23 protein-coding genes are annotated in these 20,315 nt (G+C 65.5%); 11 read left to right on the top strand and 12 right to left on the bottom strand.

Translation table 11 applies throughout. The features are described 5' to 3' along the window. Window positions 1–58: 58 nt before the first annotated feature. A complete protein-coding gene (locus LOY33_RS21325) occupies window positions 59–631 on the bottom strand; it encodes an antibiotic biosynthesis monooxygenase (RefSeq protein ID WP_258660000.1) in 573 nt (190 codons plus the stop codon). Window positions 632–860: 229 nt separating this feature from the next. Here LOY33_RS21325 and LOY33_RS21320 point away from each other — a divergent pair, with 229 nt between their 5' ends. After that, the gene (locus tag LOY33_RS21320) at window positions 861–1,811 is read left to right on the top strand and encodes a MerR family transcriptional regulator (RefSeq protein ID WP_043860428.1); all 951 of its coding nucleotides are present in this window, start codon (window positions 861–863) and stop codon (window positions 1,809–1,811) included. An 85-nt stretch (window positions 1,812–1,896) separates the two neighbouring features. Here LOY33_RS21320 and LOY33_RS21315 read toward each other — a convergent pair whose 3' ends face one another. Next, entirely contained in the window at window positions 1,897–2,505 is a 609-nt protein-coding gene (locus tag LOY33_RS21315) for a hypothetical protein (RefSeq protein ID WP_043860427.1), read from the bottom strand. 69 nt (window positions 2,506–2,574) lie between these two features. Continuing rightward, window positions 2,575–3,036 carry a PAS domain-containing protein gene (locus LOY33_RS21310; RefSeq protein ID WP_088515564.1) on the bottom strand — a complete coding sequence of 154 codons (462 nt, stop codon included), beginning with the start codon at window positions 3,034–3,036 and terminating at the stop codon, window positions 2,575–2,577. 150 nt (window positions 3,037–3,186) lie between these two features. On the opposite strand from LOY33_RS21310, the gene LOY33_RS21305 reads away from it, so the two are divergent. Continuing rightward, window positions 3,187–3,642: a flavodoxin gene (locus LOY33_RS21305; RefSeq protein ID WP_043860425.1), complete on the top strand. Its 456-nt coding sequence runs from the start codon at window positions 3,187–3,189 to the stop codon at window positions 3,640–3,642. Here the strand turns inward: LOY33_RS21305 and LOY33_RS21300 are convergent, their stop codons facing one another. Then, window positions 3,643–4,530, bottom strand: a complete 888-nt coding sequence (locus LOY33_RS21300) for a LysR family transcriptional regulator (protein ID WP_043860424.1) — start codon at window positions 4,528–4,530, stop codon at window positions 3,643–3,645. It abuts the gene before it with no gap. 96 nt (window positions 4,531–4,626) lie between these two features. Here LOY33_RS21300 and LOY33_RS21295 point away from each other — a divergent pair, with 96 nt between their 5' ends. From LOY33_RS21295 to LOY33_RS21280, 4 genes are all read left to right on the top strand, one after another. After that, window positions 4,627–5,013: a CidA/LrgA family protein gene (locus LOY33_RS21295; protein WP_043860423.1), complete on the top strand. Its 387-nt coding sequence runs from the start codon at window positions 4,627–4,629 to the stop codon at window positions 5,011–5,013. After that, a complete protein-coding gene (locus tag LOY33_RS21290; protein WP_043860422.1) occupies window positions 5,003–5,689 on the top strand; it encodes an LrgB family protein in 687 nt (228 codons plus the stop codon). Before LOY33_RS21295 ends, LOY33_RS21290 begins: the two co-directional genes overlap by 11 nt. 192 nt (window positions 5,690–5,881) lie before the next feature. After that, window positions 5,882–6,787: an alpha/beta fold hydrolase gene (locus tag LOY33_RS21285; protein ID WP_043860421.1), complete on the top strand. Its 906-nt coding sequence runs from the start codon at window positions 5,882–5,884 to the stop codon at window positions 6,785–6,787. A 111-nt stretch (window positions 6,788–6,898) separates the two neighbouring features. Then, window positions 6,899–7,810 (top strand): SDR family oxidoreductase, encoded by a 912-nt coding sequence (locus LOY33_RS21280; RefSeq protein ID WP_043860420.1) that lies wholly within the window; start codon window positions 6,899–6,901, stop codon window positions 7,808–7,810. A 293-nt stretch (window positions 7,811–8,103) separates the two neighbouring features. Here LOY33_RS21280 and LOY33_RS21275 read toward each other — a convergent pair whose 3' ends face one another. Then, entirely contained in the window at window positions 8,104–8,883 is a 780-nt protein-coding gene (locus LOY33_RS21275) for an IclR family transcriptional regulator (protein WP_043860419.1), read from the bottom strand. A gap of 118 nt (window positions 8,884–9,001) precedes the next feature. Between LOY33_RS21275 and hmgA the strand changes: the two genes are divergently transcribed. From hmgA to maiA, 3 genes are read left to right on the top strand one after another with little or no spacing between them, the layout of a single operon-like run. Continuing rightward, window positions 9,002–10,303: a homogentisate 1,2-dioxygenase gene (gene hmgA, locus LOY33_RS21270; RefSeq protein ID WP_043860418.1), complete on the top strand. Its 1,302-nt coding sequence runs from the start codon at window positions 9,002–9,004 to the stop codon at window positions 10,301–10,303. 2 nt (window positions 10,304–10,305) lie between these two features. Next, window positions 10,306–11,598, top strand: a complete 1,293-nt coding sequence (gene fahA / locus LOY33_RS21265) for a fumarylacetoacetase (RefSeq protein ID WP_258659995.1) — start codon at window positions 10,306–10,308, stop codon at window positions 11,596–11,598. Between the two features lie 12 nt (window positions 11,599–11,610). Further along, window positions 11,611–12,237 (top strand): maleylacetoacetate isomerase, encoded by a 627-nt coding sequence (maiA, locus tag LOY33_RS21260; protein ID WP_058540845.1) that lies wholly within the window; start codon window positions 11,611–11,613, stop codon window positions 12,235–12,237. 77 nt (window positions 12,238–12,314) lie between these two features. Here maiA and LOY33_RS21255 read toward each other — a convergent pair whose 3' ends face one another. Further along, complete coding sequence (locus LOY33_RS21255) at window positions 12,315–13,121, bottom strand: SirB1 family protein (protein ID WP_043860415.1); 807 nt, start codon at window positions 13,119–13,121, stop codon at window positions 12,315–12,317. Window positions 13,122–13,237: 116 nt separating this feature from the next. Between LOY33_RS21255 and LOY33_RS21250 the strand changes: the two genes are divergently transcribed. Next, window positions 13,238–14,260, top strand: coding sequence for a Glu/Leu/Phe/Val dehydrogenase dimerization domain-containing protein (locus LOY33_RS21250; RefSeq protein ID WP_054914877.1), 1,023 nt, complete (start codon window positions 13,238–13,240; stop codon window positions 14,258–14,260). A gap of 3 nt (window positions 14,261–14,263) precedes the next feature. Here the strand turns inward: LOY33_RS21250 and LOY33_RS21245 are convergent, their stop codons facing one another. Further along, a complete protein-coding gene (locus LOY33_RS21245) occupies window positions 14,264–14,527 on the bottom strand; it encodes a YebG family protein (RefSeq protein WP_043860413.1) in 264 nt (87 codons plus the stop codon). A 255-nt stretch (window positions 14,528–14,782) separates the two neighbouring features. On the opposite strand from LOY33_RS21245, the gene LOY33_RS21240 reads away from it, so the two are divergent. After that, window positions 14,783–15,253, top strand: coding sequence for a phosphate-starvation-inducible protein PsiE (locus tag LOY33_RS21240; RefSeq protein WP_258659993.1), 471 nt, complete (start codon window positions 14,783–14,785; stop codon window positions 15,251–15,253). A 7-nt stretch (window positions 15,254–15,260) separates the two neighbouring features. Here the strand turns inward: LOY33_RS21240 and LOY33_RS21235 are convergent, their stop codons facing one another. The 5 genes from LOY33_RS21235 to LOY33_RS21215 all read right to left on the bottom strand — a co-directional run bounded on the left by LOY33_RS21235 (window position 15,261) and on the right by LOY33_RS21215 (window position 20,214). Further along, entirely contained in the window at window positions 15,261–15,569 is a 309-nt protein-coding gene (locus LOY33_RS21235) for a DUF3509 domain-containing protein (RefSeq protein WP_043860411.1), read from the bottom strand. 136 nt (window positions 15,570–15,705) lie between these two features. Next, window positions 15,706–16,119 (bottom strand): HPF/RaiA family ribosome-associated protein, encoded by a 414-nt coding sequence (locus tag LOY33_RS21230; RefSeq protein WP_043860410.1) that lies wholly within the window; start codon window positions 16,117–16,119, stop codon window positions 15,706–15,708. A gap of 248 nt (window positions 16,120–16,367) precedes the next feature. Next, window positions 16,368–18,698, bottom strand: coding sequence for a TonB-dependent Fe(3+) dicitrate receptor FecA (gene fecA / locus LOY33_RS21225; RefSeq protein ID WP_258659988.1), 2,331 nt, complete (start codon window positions 18,696–18,698; stop codon window positions 16,368–16,370). Between the two features lie 89 nt (window positions 18,699–18,787). Beyond that, window positions 18,788–19,717 carry a FecR domain-containing protein gene (locus LOY33_RS21220; RefSeq protein ID WP_258659986.1) on the bottom strand — a complete coding sequence of 310 codons (930 nt, stop codon included), beginning with the start codon at window positions 19,715–19,717 and terminating at the stop codon, window positions 18,788–18,790. Continuing rightward, complete coding sequence (locus tag LOY33_RS21215) at window positions 19,714–20,214, bottom strand: sigma-70 family RNA polymerase sigma factor (RefSeq protein WP_054914873.1); 501 nt, start codon at window positions 20,212–20,214, stop codon at window positions 19,714–19,716. Before LOY33_RS21215 ends, LOY33_RS21220 begins: the two co-directional genes overlap by 4 nt. Window positions 20,215–20,315: the final 101 nt, after the last annotated feature.

Raw genomic sequence — 20,315 nt, 5'->3', positions numbered from 1 at the left:
CTTGGGTAGGCCCCAGCATACCCGAACTCGCCGCCGTTGCACGCCCCGGGGCGCTGCGTCAGCGGGTGCCCACGGGCGGCGCGGCAACGCTCTGCGGGGCAGGCTTGGGGTGCAGCCAGCTGGCCAGCAGGTGGGTCGACAGCGGGATGAACAGGTAGACCATCAGCGGGGTCAGGGCCAGGGTGCTCAGCAGTACCCGTGGCACCAGGCCGAGCTCGCCCAGCCAGTGGCCGAACAGCAGGTTGAAGGCCAGCGACACCGGAAAGAACGCCAGCCAGATGGCCACGGCCTGTTTCCAGCGCGGTGGACGTTGTGCCAGGGCCGGGCCGAACCAGCCGTCGATGCCGCTGACCCGGTGCTCGTGGGGCTGCTGGAACAGGCCGTTGCCGCGGGCCAGCCAGGCGCTGCGCGAGGCAGAAAACTCCCAGGCATGCAGGGTTTTCTCGTCGGCGAAGCGGAAGATGATCTGGAATTCGTTGTCGTTGGGCGGCGGGGCCAGTACGCCGGAACCCAGGTAGCCGGGAAAGTCGGTAGCCAGCTGTTCGCCTTCGCGCAGCCAGGCGATCAGGTCTTCGTAGCGACCCTCGGCAACGCGGCGCGCCACCATCAAGGTAACCGGAGGGGTAGACATCGTGTATCTCCTGGTAAAAACCGGCGCGGCGGGTAGCCACGGCCATGCAACGCTGCCCGGGGTGGTGGGTGGCGTTCGAGTGTTCGTGTGGGAACAAGCAAGGATTATTCCGCAAATAAGCTGACTCGTCAGTGCTGATGTGTCGGCTGCCCGGCGCATGGTGCTTGCGGCGGGCTGGTACAAGGGGAGTAGAATTGCCTTTCACTACGCAATCACGGTCTTTACGGCGATGATCGAGCCTGATTCGGCTTCCCTCCCTGATGCTCCCCACCGCCAGGAGGAGCTTTTCCCCATCCGTGAAGTGGCGCGCCTGACCGGCATCAACCCGGTCACCCTGCGTGCCTGGGAGCGCCGTTATGGGCTGATCCAGCCGGTACGCACCGAAAGTGGGCACCGCCTGTATTCCCAGGCCGACATCGATGACGTGCGCAGCATTCTGGGCTGGATCGAGCGCGGCGTGGCGGTGAGCAAGGTCGGCAAGATCCTTGCGCGCAACCAGGCGACCCAGCAGCAGGCCCCCTCGGCCCAGGCGCCCGGCACCCAGGCGGACTGGAAGCAGTGGCAGGTGCAGCTGCGCCAGGCCGTCAAGGCATTCGACGAGAGGCGCCTGGAGCAGGTGTACGGGCAGGTCTTCGCCAGCTATCCGCTGGTGGTGGTGTTCCAGGACATCCTGATGCCGGTATGGCACGACCTGTGCGCGGCCGGCGAGGCATTCGGTGCGCAGAGCGAGTGGCTGTTTCTCGACGGCTTCCTGCGTGCCCGGGCCTTGCAGCGCCTGCAACTGGCCCGCGAGCAGCAGGAGGTAAGCGTGGTGCTGGCGGCGATGCCAGGGCACTGCCGCGAGCTTGAGTTGCTGGTGGCGGCCCTGATGCTGGGCAGCAGCGAGGTGGTGATCAGGGTGTTGGCCGTGGGGCAGCCGCTGGAGGAACTGAGCCTGGTGTGCGAGCGCATGGCGCCGCAGGCACTGGTGCTGTTCTCCAACCATTCACCGACGGCCGAGCTGCCCAAGCGCTTGATGCGCCTGGCCCAGGGCCTGGATTGCCCGTTGTTGTTCGCGGGGGAGGCGGCGGAGCTGGCCCAGGATGCGCTGATGCGCTCGCAGGTGGCGTGCCTGGGCAGTGAGGGGCGCTTGATGCGTCGGCGCCTGCAGCAGTACCTGGCAGAGCACCTGGATACCTGAAACCCCTTCGCCGGCAAGGCCGGCTCCTGCAGGCAGTTGCAACCCTGCAGGGGCCGGCCTTGCCGGCGAAAGCCGCGCTGCGGTGTTAATCCGGATGCAATTCGGGATGCGCCAACCGGTGCTGGCGCAGGATGTACTGGCGCAACCGCTCGATCTCTTGGGGTTGGTGCTGGCTCAGCCGATACGCTGCCAGCCCGTCGGCCGTCTTGCGCTGCAAGGTGCCCTGCAGGTTGATCGGCGCGTCGGCCTCGGGGCTGAACCACAGGTTGAAGGTCTTGGGCGGCTTGCGATTGCGCGGTACCTGCACCAGCACACCGCGAAACGACATCTCGCACACCTTGAGGTCGGTGCTCAGGCCCAGCTCGTCGTCCAGCGCAACCGGCGGCTCCAGCGTGAGGCGCCAGGGGCGCATCATCGGCCCGTCTTCATAGATGCTCGGTGCGCCCAGTTGCAGGCTCACCGCATGGAACTCGTCTTCCACCAGCTGCAGTGGAAAGCTCATCTGCTGGTTCTCGAAATTCGCCTGGAGGGTCACCTGCTCCTGGGCCACCAGCCGGGTCAACAGTTGCTGCACCTCGCTGCCGCCATCAAGGCGCAGGCTGGAGGTGACGTCCGTCAGGTTCAGCTGTGGCGAACGGTGCATGGTCTGAATGAAATCCAGCTCATCCTGGGTCAGGAGGGCATCTGATTGCATGGGCGAACTCGGCAATTTCAATCGGGAATCATTTCTTCGTGGGTGATGGACAACGATTCGCTGGCTTTGTTAAGACCGTCCGTCGGGTTTCTGCGCGTCGAGCTTGGCGTACGCCCGGGCCAGTTCCTGCTCCAGTTCCAGCACCCGCTGCTCGGCGGCCACCTGGCGGCTCACGTCCTTCTGGATACCGATGAAGTACTTGAGCTGGTCGGCCTCGTTGAACACCGGGGTGATCGACAGCTCGTTCCAGAACGGCGTGCCGTCCTTGCGGTAGTTGAGCAGCACTTCCCGGCATGGCTGGCCGCTGCGGATGGCGTCGCGGATGCGTGCCCGGGCCGCATCGTCGCGCGGCTCGCCCTGCAGGAAGCGGCAGTCGCGGTACAGAATGTCGTTGGCCGCGTAGCCGGTCAGGCGTTCGAAGGCCGGGTTCACATAGATCAGGATGGTGTCGTCGTCGCCTTCCTGTTCGGCTACCACGATCCCGTCGTTGGAGGCATCAATCATGCGTTGCAGCAGCTTGGCGTTGATCATCGTGTCGAACCGAATGTGAAAGGGGCACCCAGGCGAAGGATTCTAGTGGATTGCCGAGCGGTCGGCATCTGCATGCGGGCCAATTGCCAGCGTCCGGAACCCGCATCAGGTGGTAGTATCCTACGCTTTTACTCAGCTTCGGGATTAGTTATGAAAGTTGCCATTCTTTCCGGCTCGGTCTACGGCACCGCCGAGGAAGTTGCACGCCATGCCGCCTCGCTGCTCCAGGCGGCGGGTTTCGAGACCCTGCTGGCCAACCGTGCCAACCTGCAGGACGTTCAGGGCTTTGCCCCGCAGGCCTTTCTGGCGATCACGTCCACCACCGGCATGGGCGAGCTGCCCGACAACCTGGTGCCGCTGTACAGCGAGATCCGCGATGTGCTGCCAGGTGCCTGGCGCGGCTTGCCCGGTGCGGTGATCGGCCTGGGCGACTCCTGCTATGGCGACACCTACTGCGGCGGCGGCGAGCAATTGCGCGAGCTGTTCGCCGAACTGGGCCTCGACGAAGTGCAGCCGATGCTGCGTCTGGACGCCAGTGAAACCGTCACCCCCGAAACCGATGCAGAGCCCTGGCTGGCCGAGTTCATCGCCAGGCTGCGCGGCTGATCACAGCGGTTGCGGGCGCTCGCGCAGCAGCGCCAGCCAGGCCTGCGCCGCCCGTGACAGGTAGGCGCCCTGGCGCCAGATGAAGGCGATGTCCCAGCGCAGGTCGCTGGGCTCGCTCAAGGTCACACGCACCACCCCCGGCCGTTCCAGGCCCCGCGCCACCACCCGTGGCAGCAACACCACGCCCTGGCCTGCCGCCACCAGTGCCGCCAGAAAATCCGCCTGGCCGCTGCGTCCGCCTTCCTTCGGGGTAAAGCCATAGGCCTGGCAGGCCGCCAGCAGGCGATCATTGAGCACGAAGCTGCGCTGGTACAGCAGAAACGGCGTGTCGGCCAGTTGCCCCAGGTTGATGCTGCCGGCAGTGGCCAGTGGGTGGGCTACCGGCAGCAGTGCATCCAGCGGTTCGTTGCAGAAGGGCTGGCACTCGAAGCCCGGTGTGGTGGGCGTGAGGCTGCCGCCCAGCTCCAGCTCGCCGCTGCGCACGGCGTGCTCCACGTTCAGGCTGCCGCCTTCGAGCAGTTGCACGGTGATGTTCGGGTAGCGCCGCCGGTACTCGGCGAACAACCCGGCAAACAGCGCGTCGCTGCCCAGCAGCGGCAGCCCCAGGCGCAACTCGCCCCGCGCCAGCTGGCCAAGGTCGTCGAGTTCGTTGTGCAGTTCCTGGCGCAGCCGCAGCATGGCCTCGCCGCGGGCCAGCACGATCTTGCCGGCGTCGGTCAGGTGCAACTGCGAGCCATGGCGATCGAGCAGGGCCATGCCCAGGTCGTGCTCCAGTTGCGCCACCTGCTTGCTCACGGCCGACTGGCTGATATGCAGGGTCTGCGCGGCCTGGGTGAAGCCGCCGCGATGAACCACTTCGACAAAACTGCGTAGTTGCTTGAATTCCATTGCCTGAATTCCATTATGGAATGGATGCCAGTCTAACAATTCGCTTTTTGCATGGGCAGCGGGATTTTAAACTGCAGGCCTCAGAGGACCCCTTCGATGACTGCCGTTTCATTCAAGAAATTTTCGCGCCTGCTCGCCGAACTGGGCGTGCTGCTGGTGCTGTACCTGCTCGGATGCCAGCTGTCGGCCTGGCTGCACTGGCCGATCCCGGGCGGTGTGGTGGGCATGGCGCTGTTGCTGCTGGTGTTCGCCACAGGGCGGGTCAAGCCGGCCACCCTGCAGACCGGCGCCACCCTGCTGATGGCAGAGATGCTGCTGTTCTTCATTCCGGCGCTGATGAGCCTGCTCGACTACGGCCCGCTGCTGCGCAGCGAAGGCTGGCGCATTCTGCTGGTGATCGGTGCAAGCACGCTGCTGGTGATGCTCGCCACTGCCTTCACGGTGGAGTGGGCGTGCCGCTGGAGGCTGCGCCATGACGCTTGAGCCGATGTCGCTGTTCTGGCTGGCGCTGACCCTGCTGGCCTACCTGGGCAGCCGCTGGCTGTACCGACGTACCGGGCGCTACCTGCTGTCGCCGCTGATCCTGGTCCCGGTGGTGCTGCTGGCGGTGGCGGTGCCGTTGCACACCGGTTACGCCGAGTATGCGCGCAACACCCACTGGCTGATGTCGGTGCTGGGCCCGGTCACCGTGGCCTTTGCGGTGCCGATCTGGCAGCAGCGGGCGCTGCTGGCACGCCACTGGCCGGCCCTGTCGCTGGGCATGCTGGTGGGCAGCGCGGCGTCCATCGGCAGTTCGTGGGCCCTGGCCCATGCGTTGTCGCTGGACAATCAGGTGAGCCTGTCGCTGCTGCCACGCTCGATCACCACACCCTTTGCCATGCCGCTGGCCCACGACCTGGGCGGTGTGCCGGAACTCACCGCGGTGTTCGTGATGTTCACCGGGGTGCTCGGTGCCCTGATGGGCGGGGTACTGCTCAAGTACCTGCCCTTGCGCACGCCGCTGGCACGCGGGGCGCTGTTCGGGGTGGGGGCGCACGGCGCCGGGGTCAGCCGAGCCCATGAGGTGGGCGGCGAAGAGGGCTCTGTGGCGGGGTTGGTAATGGTGCTGACGGGCATTTTCAACCTGTTCATGGCGCCACTGTTACGTCACCTGCTGTAACTATTTACTGCCCTGACCCGGTGGGCCAATAAGCTGGCTGGCAATGCAACACCCGCTATCGAGTCGCGCCTCTAGACTGACCGGCAGCAGAGCACACCCATGTGCCGAGGTGATTGCAATGACCGCCGCCAACCCTTTGCCCGACAACGCGCTGCCCCCAGGAAGTTGCAGCCCCGAACCAGGACCTGCGTGATGCCCCTCGCCGAGATTCCCTTGAGTGTCTGGCGTACCCGTGGTCGCAGTTTCACGTTTCGCCAGCAATCGATTCGCTACTGGAGCGCAGGGCAGGGCGAGCCCCTGCTTCTGCTGCACGGCTTCCCCACCGCCAGCTGGGACTGGCACTACCTGTGGCAACCCCTGGCCCAGCGCTTTCGCGTGATCGCCTGCGACATGCTCGGCTTCGGTGACTCGTCCAAGCCGTTGCACCACACCTACAGCCTGCTGGAACAGGCCGACGTACAGCAGGCCCTGCTCGAACACCTGCAGGTTCAGGAGCCGGTGCACCTGCTGGCCCATGACTATGGCGCCACGGTGGCCCAGGAACTGCTGGCCCGTCACCACGAGGGGGCGGCCCAGGTGGCCAGTTGCGCGTTTCTCAACGCCGGCCTGTTCCCGGAGTGCCACCGTGCGTTGCTGGTGCACAAGCTCCTGCTCAGCCGGCTTGGCTGGCTGGTGGCGCGCTCGTTCGGGCGCGACGACCTGGTCAGGAATGTCACCCACCTCTATGGCCGCAGCACACGCCCCAGTGAAAGCGTGCTGGATGACTGCTGGAGCCTGATCGCCTCCAACCGCGGCAATCGCATCCTGCACAAGCTGGCAGCCTATGTACCCGAACGCGTCACCTGGCGCGAGCGCTGGGTGGCGGCCTTGCAGCAGTCAGGCGTACCGCTGCGCCTTATCAATGGCGCCGCCGACCCGGTATCGGGCGCGCATGTGGTGGCGCGCTACTGCGAACTGGTGCCCCAACCCGACACCGTGACCCTGCAGGGCATCGGCCATTATCCGCACACCGAGGCACCGGTACAGGTGCTGCGCCACTACCTGGCATTTCGGCAGCAACCTCTGCCAAGCCTGGCGCACAAGGTCGCCTGGTCCTGATCATCCCGCTGCCTTATTGCCTGCCATTCAGCGTCCGCCCGGTTGATTGTCCGGGGCCGGGCGCTGGCTGACACTGGCTGCCATATTCCTTGCAGTTAACGGAGTGCCGAGATGACCGAGTCGATTCGCCTGGATGAAAAAGTAGTGATTGTGACCGGCGCTGGCGGGGGCCTCGGGCGTGCCCATGCGCTGCTGTTCGCCCGTCATGGTGCCCGCGTGGTGGTCAACGACCTGGGAGGCTCCACCCATGGTGAAGGCGCCAGCGCATCGGCGGCCGACCGTGTGGTGGCCGAGATTCGCGAGGCGGGCGGCACGGCGGTGGCCAGCCATGACTCGGTCACCGATGGCGAGCGTATCGTCCAACAGGCGCTGGACACGTTCGGCCGCGTGGATGTGCTGGTCAACAACGCCGGCATCCTGCGGGACAAGACCTTTCACAAGATGGAGGACAGCGACTGGGACCAGGTGTACCGCGTGCATGTGGAGGGTGCCTACAAGCTCACCCGCGCCGCCTGGCCGCACCTGCGCGAGCAGAACGCGGGGCGGGTGATCTTCACCTCGTCCACCTCGGGCATATATGGCAATTTCGGCCAGGCCAACTACGGCATGGCCAAGCTGGGCCTGTACGGGCTGACCCGCACCCTGGCGCTCGAGGGGCGCAAGCACGGCATCCTGGTCAATGCCATCGCCCCCACCGGTGGCACGCGCATGACCGAGGGGCTGATTCCGCCGCAGGTGTTCGAACAGCTCAAGCCCGAGCTGATCAGCCCGCTGGTGGTGTACCTGGGCAGTGATCGCTGCCAGGACACCGGCGGGCTCTACGAGGTCGGTGGCGGCTGGGTGGGCAAGGTGCGCTGGGAACGCAGCCTGGGGGTGGGCTTCGACCCGCGCCAGGGCATGAGCGTGGAAGACATCGCCGCAAGTTGGGATGCCATCGGCGATTTCGAGGGCGCGGTGCACCCGCAGGACAGCCTCGAGGCGTTGCAGCAGATGATGGCCAATCTGCACAGGCACGCAGGCTGAACCGGGCAGCACAAATAAAAAAGGCCGCTGCAAAAGCAGCGGCCAAGCAAGACGTAGATCAAGGAGCTTCAAAATCAACGTCGGTGAACCTGAAGGGGGAGGGTTCAACGTGTCAGGTGGTTACTCTAGGGGGAGAGGATTAACCTGACATTAACCGCCAAACCATCGGCCCAGCGCCTGGCGAAACCGCGTTTCGCTGCAAGCCCGGCCAGCATAGCCAGCCCCCCTACCGAAAAAAATAGACGTTTCGGACATTCACTGTTGCAAAGTGGGTAACAGTGCACCAAAACAGGTCACTGTGGTTCATAGCCCATGCGCCAGCTGATTGCCTGCGCCGCCGCCTGCAGCTGCTGCGCCGCCGGGCCCTGTTCATCGGCATGGAAAATCGAGGTCGGGCCCACCACGGTCAGTACGGCAGCGATGTTGCCCATGGCGTTGAACACCGGTGCCGACAGCGCATCCACCCCCGGCATCAGCAGGCCATGCACATGGTGCAGGCCGCGTGCGCGGATCTGCGCAAACAGCGCTTCGTAGTCTGCGGCGTCCTGGCCCAGGGCAAGCAGTTCCTGGTCGCGCAACTCGATGGTCTCGCGCTGGGGCAGGTAGGCCCCGAACACCAGCCCGGTGGACGAACTGAGCAACGGCAGCACCGAACCGATCTGCGTCACCACCGTCACGGCGCGCACCGCAGGTTCGATGTTCACCACCGTTGCGCCCTGGTTGCCCCACACCGCGATAAAGCAGCTTTCATTGAGCGCGTCACGCAGCTGTGACAACGGCATGGCCGCCACTTTCAGCACGTCCATCCCGCCCAGCGCGGCCAGGCCCACGCGCAGGGCTTCACGGCCCAGTCCGTAGTGGTTGGTGGCCGGGTTCTGCTCGGCAAAGCCGCTGGCGATCAGGGCCTGCAGGTAGCGATGCACCTTGCTCGCGGGCATCTGCACATGCTCGGCCAGGCGCGACAGCGAGGTGGCCGGCGAGAGCTGGGCCAGCGCCTTGAGAATGTCGGTACCGACCTCCGCCGAGCGGACCTTCTGTTTGCCGTTGCTGTCGGCGGTGCTGGTTTTGCTCATGGGAAAGGGGTCCGTGTTGACAGGTGGGCGTCTTTATAGCTTGACGGGTTACAGGTATCAAATTACGTTATGCGTAATCAGTTTACGATAATAATAACGCTACCTGACTGGAGGCTCGATGAACGTCGATTCCACTCCCGCCCTCGCTTACCAGAGCGGCTTCGGCAACGAATTTGCCAGCGAGGCATTGCCCGGCGCCCTGCCGGTTGGCCAGAACTCCCCGCAAAAAGCCCCGTATGGCCTGTATGCCGAGCTGTTTTCCGGCACCGCATTCACCATGGCGCGCAGCGAGCAGCGGCGTACCTGGCTGTACCGTATCCGGCCATCGGCACTGCACCCGGCATTCGAACGCCTCGAGCGCCAGTTGAGCGGCGGCCCGCTGGGCCCGGTAACCCCCAACCGGCTGCGCTGGAGCCCGCTGGACATCCCGGCCGAGCCCACCGACTTCATCGACGGCTGGGTAGCCATGGCGGCCAACTCGGCGGCGCAAAAGCCGGCCGGCATCAGCATCTACAACTACCGCGCCAACCGTTCCATGGAGCGGGTGTTCTTCAACGCCGATGGCGAACTGCTGCTGGTCCCCGAGCAGGGCCGCCTGCGCCTCGTCACCGAGCTGGGCGTGCTGGACGTGGAGCCGCTGGAAATCGCCGTGCTGCCCCGTGGCCTGAAGTTTCGCGTCGAGCTGCTCGACAGTCAGGCGCGTGGCTACATTGCCGAAAACCACGGCGCGCCGCTGCGCATTCCGGACCTGGGCCCGCTGGGCAGCAACGGCCTGGCCAACCCGCGCGACTTCCTCGCGCCGGTGGCCCACTACGAAGAGCAGCAGGGCCCGGTACCGCTGGTACAGAAGTTCCTCGGCGAGCTGTGGGGCTGCGAACTGCAGCACTCGCCGCTGGACGTGGTGGCCTGGCACGGCAACAACGTGCCGTACAAATACGACCTGCGCCGTTTCAACACCATCGGCACGGTCAGCTTCGACCATCCCGACCCGTCGATCTTCACCGTGCTCACTTCGCCCACCAGCGTACCCGGCATGGCCAACATCGATTTCGTGATTTTCCCGCCGCGCTGGATGGTGGCCGAGAACACCTTCCGTCCACCGTGGTTCCACCGCAACCTGATGAACGAGTTCATGGGGTTGATCAAGGGCGAGTACGACGCCAAGGCCGAAGGCTTCCTGCCCGGCGGCGCCTCGCTGCACAGCTGCATGAGCGCCCACGGCCCGGACGCCGAAACCTGCGCCAGGGCGATTGCCGCCGACCTTGCACCGAGCAAGATCGACAACACCATGGCGTTCATGTTCGAGACCAGCCAGGTGCTGCGCCCGACCCGCCATGCGCTTGAATGCCCGCAACTGCAGGCCGACTACGACACGTGCTGGGCCACCTTGCCGAGCACCTTCACACCGAATCGGAGATAACCATGAACCAGTCCGCCATTGCCCGCAGTTGGGTCGAGCACGCCAACGGGCATAGCGATTTCCCGCTGCAGAACCTGCCGCTGGGTATCTTCAGCCGTGGCAGCGACGAGCGTCGCTGCGGTGTGGCCATCGGTGACGCGATTCTGGACCTCGACGCGGTGCTGGCCGCCGGGCTGTTCGACGGCCAGGCCCGCAATGCGGTGCAGGCCACCCGCGGTGGTGCGCTGAACGCCTATTTCGCCCTGGGCCGTGAGGCCCGCGTGGCCCTGCGCGAGCGCCTGCTCGAACTGCTGGGTGCCGACAGCCCGCACCAGGCTGCACTGAAGCCGGCCCTGTACCCGGCCGCCGAGTGCCAGTTGCACCTGCCGGCGCGCATCGGCGACTACACCGACTTCTATGTAGGCATCGAGCACGCCAAGAACGTCGGCAAGCTGTTCCGCCCCGACAACCCGCTGTTGCCCAACTACAAGTACGTGCCGATCGGCTACCACGGCCGTGCCTCGACCATTCGCCCGTCGGGTACCGATGTCCGTCGGCCCAACGGCCAGACCCTGCCCGCCGGGCAAACCGAGCCGAGCTTCGGCCCGTGCGCGCGGCTGGACTACGAACTGGAGCTGGGCATCTGGATCGGCCAGGGCAATGCCATGGGCGATGCCATCCCGGTAGCGCAGGCAGGCGAACACGTTGCCGGCTACTGCCTGCTCAACGACTGGTCGGCCCGCGACATCCAGGCCTGGGAATACCAGCCGCTGGGCCCGTTCCTGTCCAAGAGCTTCATCTCCACCGTGTCGCCCTGGGTGGTCACCGCCGAAGCGTTGGAGCCGTTCCGCTGCGCCCAGCCGGCACGCCCCGAAGGCGATCCGCAGCCGCTGGCGTACCTGTTCGACCCGCGTGACCAGGCGGGTGGCGCGTTCGACATCGAGCTGGAAGTGCTGCTGCTGACCGAGCGCATGCGCGAGCAGAACCTGCCGGCGCATCGCCTGACCCTGAGCAACACCCTGAGCATGTACTGGACCGTGGCGCAGATGGTTGCGCACCACAGTGTCAACGGCTGCCAGTTGCAGCCAGGCGACCTGTTCGGTTCGGGCACCCTGTCGGGCGCCAAGCCTGGCCAGTTCGGCAGCCTGCTGGAGATTACCGAGGGCGGCAAGGTGCCGATCGAACTGGCCAGTGGCGAGGTGCGCAGGTTCCTCGAAGACGGCGACGAGATCATCCTGCGCGCGCGCTGCAAGCGTGATGGCGTGGCCTCGATCGGTTTTGGCGAGTGCCGCGGCAAGATCCTGCCGGCACATTGAGAGGGTACGAGCATGGAGCTGTATACCTACTACCGTTCTACCTCGTCGTACCGCGTGCGCATTGCGCTGGCGCTCAAGCAGCTGGATTACCAGTCGCTGCCGGTCAACCTGCTCAAGGGCGCGCAGCGCGAGGCCGAGTTCCTGGGGCTGAACCCCCAGGGGCGCATCCCGGCGCTGCGTATCGACTCGGGCGAGCTGCTGGTGCAGTCGCCGGCGATCATCGAGTACCTGGAGGAGGTTTATCCACAGCCTGCGCTGTTGCCGCAGTCGCCGGTGGCGCGGGCGCAGGCGCGCGCCGTGGCGGCGTTGATCGGTTGCGACATCCACCCGCTGCACAATGTCAGCGTGCTCAACCAGCTGCGTGAGCTGGGGCATGACGACACCCAGGTGAACGCCTGGATCGGCCACTGGATCACCCAGGGGCTGGCGGCGGTGGAGCAGATGATCGGCGAGGCGGGGTTCTGTTTCGGCGATGAGCCGGGGCTGGCGGATGTGTACCTGATCCCGCAGGTGTATGCGGCCGAACGGTTCAATGTGGACCTGTCGGGCTGGCCACGGATTCGCCGGGTGGTGGCGCTGGCCGGTGAGCATGATGCGTTCGTGCAGGCGCACCCTTCGCGTCAGCCGGATACCCCCTGATGGCCCATTCGCCGGCCAGGCCGGCTCCTGCAGGCGCTGCGCGGCCCGTGTAGGAGCCGGCCTGGCCGGCGAAGCTTTCAGTGCACCGAAGGTGTCGGCGGCGGCAGGTGGCTCAGCCGCTCGGTCAGGCGCAACCGCTGGATCGGGTCATCCGTCAGCATCAGCGCATGCTCCAGGTCAAACCGCTCTGCCTGCGGGCAATCCAGCCGCTGATACAGTGTCGCCCGCGCCAGGTAGTCGCTGGCGCTGGCCGAGCCCAGCAACAACACCCGCTCGGCATCCTTCAGCGCCGCAAGGTCATCATCATTGCTCGCATGCAACTGACGCAGGTTGCGCGACAGTCGTTGCAGCATCTGCTGTGCGCTGGCCGTCACCAGATGCTCGGCGCTCAACGGCAACTGCGGGCCGAACTGGCGGCTGAGCAACTCGCGACAATCGGCCGGGTACAACCGGCGCCCGCCGCAGGGGTCCAGCAGGTGATCGGCCCCCGGCACGCGCAACAGGAAATGCCCCGGAAAATTCACCCCCTCCAGTGGTATCGACAGCCCGCGGGCCAGCTCCAGCGTGAGGATCGCCAGTGCCAGCGGTTGTCCGCGACGACGTTGCAGCACCTTGTTCAGCAGCGCCGCCTGTGGGCGCAACGGGTGGTACTCGTCCTGCTGGAAGCCCGCCGCGCTGAGCGCCCGCAGCAACGGCTGCGCCAGTTCGCTCACCGGCAGCATGGGCAGGCTCTGGCTGACCTGCTGCTGCACGAGCTGCAACTCGCCCAGCACCTGGGCCGGCTGCACGCTGGCATCATGTTCGGCAGCGATCCACAGCGCCGCCTCGAACAGGGCGGCGGGGTTGCGTTCCAGGCAGGCCAGGCAGGCTTGGCGTGGGGTCATGGCAGTCTCCGCTCAAGCTTCTGTTGTAGCGCCGGCAGGGGCGTTCGTCCAGTGCCGCAACGTGTGCCTTCGCGCCGCCTATACTGGTGGGAGCACTGACTCACGAGGGCTGGGCAATGTTCGCTCTCATGCAAAGCACGCGCACCCACTCACTGCACCTGTGCGTCGACCCGGCCACGGGCCTCAAGGCGGTGATCGCCATTCACAACCAGCGGCTGGGCCCGGCCATGGGCGGTTGTCGCTATCTGCCTTACCCGGACGACGACACCGCAATGACCGATGCCATTCGCCTGGCCCAGGGCATGAGCTACAAGGCTGCCCTGGCGGGCCTGCCGCTGGGCGGTGGCAAAGCGGTGATCATCCGCAACCCCCATGTGGAAAACCGCGCCGCGCTGTTCGAGGCCTTCGGGCGCTTCGTCGACAGCCTGGAGGGGCGCTACATCACCGCGACCGATAGCGGCACCTCGACCCTGGACATGGACTGCATCGCCCAGAGCACCCGGCACGTCACCAGTACCACCACCGCCGGCGACCCTTCGCCGCATTCGGCCATGGGCGTGTTCGCCGGCATCCGCGCCACGGCGATGGCGCGCCTGGGCACCGACAACCTGGAAGGGTTGCGCGTGGCTGTGCAGGGGTTGGGGAATGTCGGGTTTGCCCTGGCCGAGCAGTTGCATGCGGCGGGGGCGGTACTGCTGGTCAGCGACCATGACCCGGGGCGGGTGCAACTGGCCATGGAGCAGTTGAATGCGCTGCCGGTGGCCAGCGAAGCGCTGGTCAGCACGCCTTGCGACATCTTCGCGCCGTGCGGGCTGGGCCCGGTGCTCAACAGCCAGAGCGTCATGCAGCTGCGCTGTGCCGCGGTGGCCGGCTCGGCGAACAACCAGCTGACCCACCTTCAGGTCGCCGACCAGCTCGAAACCCGCGGCATTCTGTATGCCCCGGACTACATCATCAATTCCGGCGGGCTGATCTACGTGGCGCTGACCCACCAGGGCCAGGACCTTGGCACCATCACCGCGCACCTGGCGCGCATCCCCACGCGGCTGACCGAGGTCTTCGCCCACGCCCAGGCCGAGAAGAGCTCGCCGGCCCGCGTGGCCCAGCAACTGGCCGAGAAGCTGGTGTACAACGCCTGATGCCTACTCGGCGGGCTGCTCGGCAAGCAGCTCGGACAACGCGTCGGGCTGGCTCTTGAAGGCCTTGGCGAACACATCGCGGTTCTTCGCCATGTAGATACCCGCTTCCTCGACCTGCTGTTCGCTCAGCGACGGCACGGCCTTCTGCAGCACCTCGGCGAGCAGTTCGGCCAGCTCGAGCATCTTGTCGTGACGGTCTGCTTCAGCTTTATCCATGAACAAGCGCTCCAGATCGCGGCTGCTGCGGTATACCACTTCGACGGCCATTCATCACCTCACATGCCTTTCGATAATTGATGTGTACGAGTACTGTGTTTTTATACAGGTAAAAGCATAAGGCAAACCACCACGTTTGGGTAGTGGCATTTTTATAGCTCAATTTGCTCGCAATGGTGGGGTGGCGGGTGTCTTGCGGCAATCGGTCGCCTTCTCAAGCTGTGCCGCTGGCCTTTTTACTGCATGCAGGCAAAGCGTCACCTGGGTGGCGCATCCTCCCTTCGTCGTTTCCAAGGAATTCGCATCGTGAACATCAAATGGGCTGAAAAAGTGCGCAAGGGCCTGCATGGCTCGGCGGATTCGCTGGGCAACCTGTGCGTGGAGGCCTTTCATTACCTGGCACTGTTCGGCATCGGTGCCATCACCGCCTATGCGGCGGTGTCGGCATTCATCGAGATGATCGGCAAGGGTGGGGTGAGCGTCGATGACATCCTGCTGCTGTTCATCTACCTGGAGCTGGGGGCGATGGTGGGGATCTACTTCAAGACCAACCACATGCCCATCCGCTTCCTGCTGTACGTGGCGATCACCGCGCTTACGCGCCTGCTGATCGGCGATGTGTCGCACCACAAGGCCCCCGACGTGGGCCTGCTGTATGTGTGCGGCGGGATCCTGCTGCTGTCGCTCTCGATCCTGGTGGTGCGCTACGCCTCGTCGCGCTACCCCTCCACCAAGGCCATCGACGCCAGCGGCAAGGAAATCGAAGAGGCCAAGTAGCCTTGGCTCACGCCCCCGCGCGGCGCTCGCTGGCGGCGCGCAGGCCCGGGGTGCGTGCACCGTCGCGGGTCATGCTGGCCAGAATCTCCATGGCGCTGTGGCCCTGCTCGATGGCAATGCCAAAGCGCACGCTCTCGATCAGGCGCGCCAGACGCTTGGGGTCATTGCGCTGGGCCGGGCTGATCAGGCGCTTGGCCACCACGCCCTGATCGTCGGACAGGGTCAGCATGATGCTGCCATCGAGCCGCTCGATACTCAGGTTGACCCGGTAGGTGTCGGCAAATGCAGCGTTGATCTGTTGGAAGGGGTTGATCATGGGGCTGTACCTGGCAAAGACATGTTCTGATTGACCGGGCCCTGGCCAGGTTGGTTCAGGTGACGTTGCGGGGCAGGTGCCGAGTGGTCAATAAAAAAGGCGAGCCGTGGCTCGCCTTCTTTCATTGCCTTGGCTGTCAGGCCTGACGGGCCTGCAGGGCTTGCTCATTCTCCAGGAATTCTTCCTGCAGCAGGGCATCGGCTGCCGGGGCGGTTGCGACCTTCTGGGTCACACCACGTTTGCCGCGCAGTTTGCCGAACAGGTGCTCGAGGGAATGCTCGAGTTTGGTCGCGGCGCCTTCGATGGCCTGCTCCAGGCTATCGGCCTTGTGGCTGACGGAAATCGGTTGATGGCCTTTGGGGCGTGCCTCCATCTGGCAGCGCATGTCGTGGGGGCCTGGCTTGTCGCCGTTCTCATCGCGCAGGTGGACTTCGATGCGGGTGAGGTCTTCTTCGTAGCGTTCGAGCGTGCTTTCTACCGTAGTGCGTACCCACTCTTCGAGACGGGCACTGCTTTGGATATGGTTGTCGCTGTTGACTTGGATTTGCATAGTTCAATCCCTTATTCAGCTAGCTCGCAAGAGAACGATGCGGGCCATTGCGGCCTGTGGAAATCATCGCCTCTTGACTACAAGGTCAGGCAGTTGGCAGAACTTTTCAAGTGCTTGAAGAAGAAAAATATTTTGTGGCAATTAAACAGGTGAAAGGTTGTCTGGGGGTGTCCTGAGTCAATACGCGACCCCCCTGCAAGGTGCGCTCCTGTAGGAGCTGGCCTTGCCGGCGAAGCAGGCGCTACCGATCAGAAAGCGACCGATGTCTGCAGATAGACCGTCCGTGGCTCACCCACATACTTGCCCTTGTTGTTGTCGTCGAATGAGCGCGTGAAGTACTGGTGGTTGAAGATGTTCTTCACCCCCACCGCCACGTTCAGGTTCGACAGCTGCGGCCCGAAGTCATAGCCGGCGCGGCTGCTGAACAGCATGTAGCCCGGGATGCGCCCGGCCGCGCCGTCTGCGCTTTGGGCCGAGGTGTTGGCGTTGTCGGCGAACTGGCTGCTCTGGTAGGTGCTGTCCAGGTTCAGCTTCCACGGCCCGTCGGTGTAACCCAGCCCCAGCGTACCCTTGTGCCTGGAGGAGAACGGCACACGATTGCCCTTGTTCGGCCCATCTTCGCGGATGGTCGCGTCAACGAAGGCATAGCTGGCGTACACATCGAACCCGGCCAGCGCCGGCGTGAGGCCGTCCAGCGCGTACTTCACGCTCGTTTCCAGGCCCTGGTGGCGGGTTTCACCACGGGCGATCACGTCGTCGGTGGTCTGGTTGCTTTCGTACTGGTTGTCGAAGTTGATCAGGAACAGCCCGGCCTCGGCCTGCAGGTTGCCGTTGTCGTAGCGCGTGCCCAGCTCCCAGGTGCGGGCCTTCTCGGGCTTCACTTCACCCTGGTTCACGCGGTTGGGCATCTGGCTGTACTGCACGCTGCCGAACGAACCCTCGGTGTTGGCGTAGAGGTTCCAGCTGTCGCTCAGGTGGTACATCACGTTCAGCGCCGGCAACGCGGTGTTGTAGTCGCCCTTGTATTCCAGGCCCTTGAGCTTGTTGCTCTGCTGCGACTTGATCATCTCGTAGCGGATACCCGGGGTGATGGTCCACTGGCCGATGTCGATGCGGTCATCCAGAAACAGCGCATGGGCATCGGTGCCGCCACGGGTGTCGCGGTCGTTGGGGCTGGAGGTGGTCGGCAACTGGCCGGCGCTGACGCTCTCCATGTAGCGCAGCTCGTGCCCGGCCTCGTTGATGTAGCGGTAGCCAAGGCCCACCTCGTGGTGGCTGTCGCCCAGCGCAAAGCCCTGGGTGAAACGGGTTTCGATGCCGCGCACCCAGTACTCGCGCGGCGACAGCGAGATCGACCTGTTCTGAACCAGGTAGCCACTGCGCAGGGTCTTGGTGAAGAAGCTGTTGACGCTGAACTGGCGCTCGCCTTCCTTGTAGTCGTAACCGGCGTTGAACATCGTGCGCCGGCCCCAGAACTTGTCCTGCAGGCGGGTCGACTGGTACGGGTCGGCGTCGTAGTCGGCCACGTTGAGGCCGCCGGGCATCTGCGCCTCGCCCTCGTAGTACTGCGCCATGGCATGCAGGCTGTTGGCCTCGTCCAGTTGCAGCTTGCCCTTGAGGATCAGGTCGTCGATCTGCGTGTCGCTGTGCTCGCGCCAGTCGCCACCGCGGGTGCCCGAATACAGGATCGCGCCGCCCAGGCCGTTGTCGGCGGTGCCGCCGGCCAGCAGGTTGGCGCTGCTCTTGAAACCGTCGTGGCTGGAGGAGGGGCTGGTCTGGGTCTGCAGGCCGGCCTTCAGCGTGGGTTGGTCGGGGATCGCGCGGGTCACGAAGTTGACGATGCCGCCCACGTTCTGGGGCCCGTAGCGCACGGCGCCGCCGCCACGCACCACGTCCACCGCGTCCATGTTGCCCAGGCTGATCGGCGCGAACGACAGCTGTGGCTGGCCATAGGGCGCAAACGGCACCGGAATGCCGTCCATCAGCACCGTGGAGCGCGAGGCCAGGCGCGGGTTGAGCCCGCGAATGCCGAAGTTCAGCGCCATGTCGTGGCTGCCGGTGCCGTTGTTTTCCGGCGCATTCACCCCGGGGATGCGGTTGAGCACTTCCCGTGCGCTGCTGGCGCCGGTGCGTTCGAACTCTTCACGGCGGATCACGTCCCGTGCGCCGGGGTGTTCGAACACGTTGTCCTGGGTGGCTTCACCCAGCCAGTCGCCGACCACGCTGGAGCTGCCCAGCTCCAGCGGCGCGCCGGCGGCCGGGGCCAGCGGTTGCAGGCTGTAGGCGTTGTCGCCTTCGGCGCGGGCCTGCAGGCCGGTGCCTTCAAGCAGCGCGGCCAGGCCCTGTGCAGTGGAATACTCGCCTTCCAGGCCACGGCTTTTCACGCCCTGGGTCACCTGCGAGCCGAACGAGATCAGCACGCCGCTTTCACGCCCGAACTGGTTCAGGGCGTCTTCCAGCGACATCGGGGCGATGTGGTAGGTGCGTGCCTGGGCGGCGTGCAGGGGCGCAACGGCGCCGAAGGTGAGGCTGGCGCCCAGCAGCAGGGCATGGGCGAGGGGGCTTAGGCGAAGCGGCATGCAAAGGGTCCTTGAGAAGGTCGGGGCAAAGGGTTCTGCCTTCTCTGTCACGCGAGATGAAAAAACGGCTCAAGGTTCTGAAAATAATCTCAGGCGCGGGCTTCTACCGTGACCCAGTAGCGGGTGAAGCGCCGCACGCGCACCGGCAGCGACACCTCCAGCAGGTCCAGGATGCGTTCGCTGTCGGCCAGCGGGTAGCTGCCCGACAGCAGCAGGTCGGCCACCGCCGGATCGCACGTGAGCTGGCCGCGACGGTAGCGGGCCAGGTCGTCGATGAAGTCCCCCAGGCGCGTATGCGCAGCCACCAGCATGCCGTCGACCCAGGCGCCGGTGTTGGCATCCACCGCATCGGTGGCGCCCCAGCGTGGCCCGTCGAAACGCGCCTGCTGCCCGGCTTCAAGCGCATGCCCGGCAAGCATCGCCCGGCCCTGCAGCACCGCCACCCGGCTGTGGTCGGCCCACTGGCGCACGTTGAAGCGTCCGCTCGACAGCTGCAGCAGGCCGTTGCCGGTCACCACGCGCAGGGGGCGGGGGTCGTCGGCCACATTGAGCAGCAGTTCGCCTTCGAGCAGGTGGATCAGCCGCTGTTCGCGGTCCAGGCGTACGTCGGCGGCGCTGGCGGTGTTCAGGTGCAGGTGCGTGCCGTCGTCCAGGCGCATCTGGCGGCGCTGGCCCAGCGGGCTGCGGTAGTCGGCCAGCAGGGGCGGCAGCGGGTTGTGCTGCTGCAGGGCCAGCCCGCAGGCGCCGCCCACCCCGAGCAGCAACAGCGCCTTGAGCGCGCGCCGCCGGCTGGCCGAGCGTGGCGCCTGCAGGGCGGCGTGCGCCAGTGGCGAAGACAGCCCGCGCAGGCGCTGATTGACCCGCTGTATGTGGTCCCAGGCGCGGCGGTGTTCTTCGCTGGCCTGCAGCCAGCGCTCCATGGCCAGTTGCTGGCGGCTGTCGAGGGCACCGCCCTGCAGTTCGATCAGCCAGTGCACCGCCTGTTCTGCCACCTTGGGCGAGAATTCCTGGGCGTTCACAGGGCGAAGTAGCAGCGCATGGCCGCCTTGTTCAGATGGCGCTTCACGGTGGCCAGCGAAATGCCCAGCTGCCGGGCGATGTCGGCGTAGCCCAGGCCGTCGACCTGAGCCATCAGGAAGGCGCGCTTGACCACCACGGGCAGGCCGTCGAGCAGCCGGTCGAGTTCGATCAGGGTTTCCAGAATGATCGCGCGATGTTCTTCGCAAGGCGCCACCGCTTCGGGTAGCTGGGCCAGTGCCTGGTAGTAGGCGCGTTCCAGGTCCTGGCGGCGGTAGTGGTTGAACAGCACGCGCTTGGCCACCGTGGTGAGGAAGGCGCGAGGTTCGTTGAGCGTTGGTGTTTCGCGCGCCTGCAGCAGGCGCATGAAGGTGTCCTGGGCCAGGTCGGCGGCGCTGTGCGGGCAGCCCAGGCGCTGTCGCAGCCAGCCGGTGAGCCAGTTGTGATGGGCGCTGTAGAGGCCTTCGAGCGAAGCAGGGGCGGGCTGGGCACTGGGCACCGTGACAACTCCGGCGCCGGGGGGTGCGCAAAAGAATAAGAATTGTTCGCATTGTAGGAGTTGAAGCCACAGGCTTCAAGCCACCCGCTGCAAGCGGCCAT

Origin of the sequence: Pseudomonas sp. B21-036 (genome assembly GCF_024748925.1) — a bacterium.
Classification (GTDB): domain Bacteria; phylum Pseudomonadota; class Gammaproteobacteria; order Pseudomonadales; family Pseudomonadaceae; genus Aquipseudomonas; species Aquipseudomonas palmensis.
Note: the sequence above shows the minus strand (reverse complement) of the source record. Positions and strands in the feature narration are given on the sequence as shown.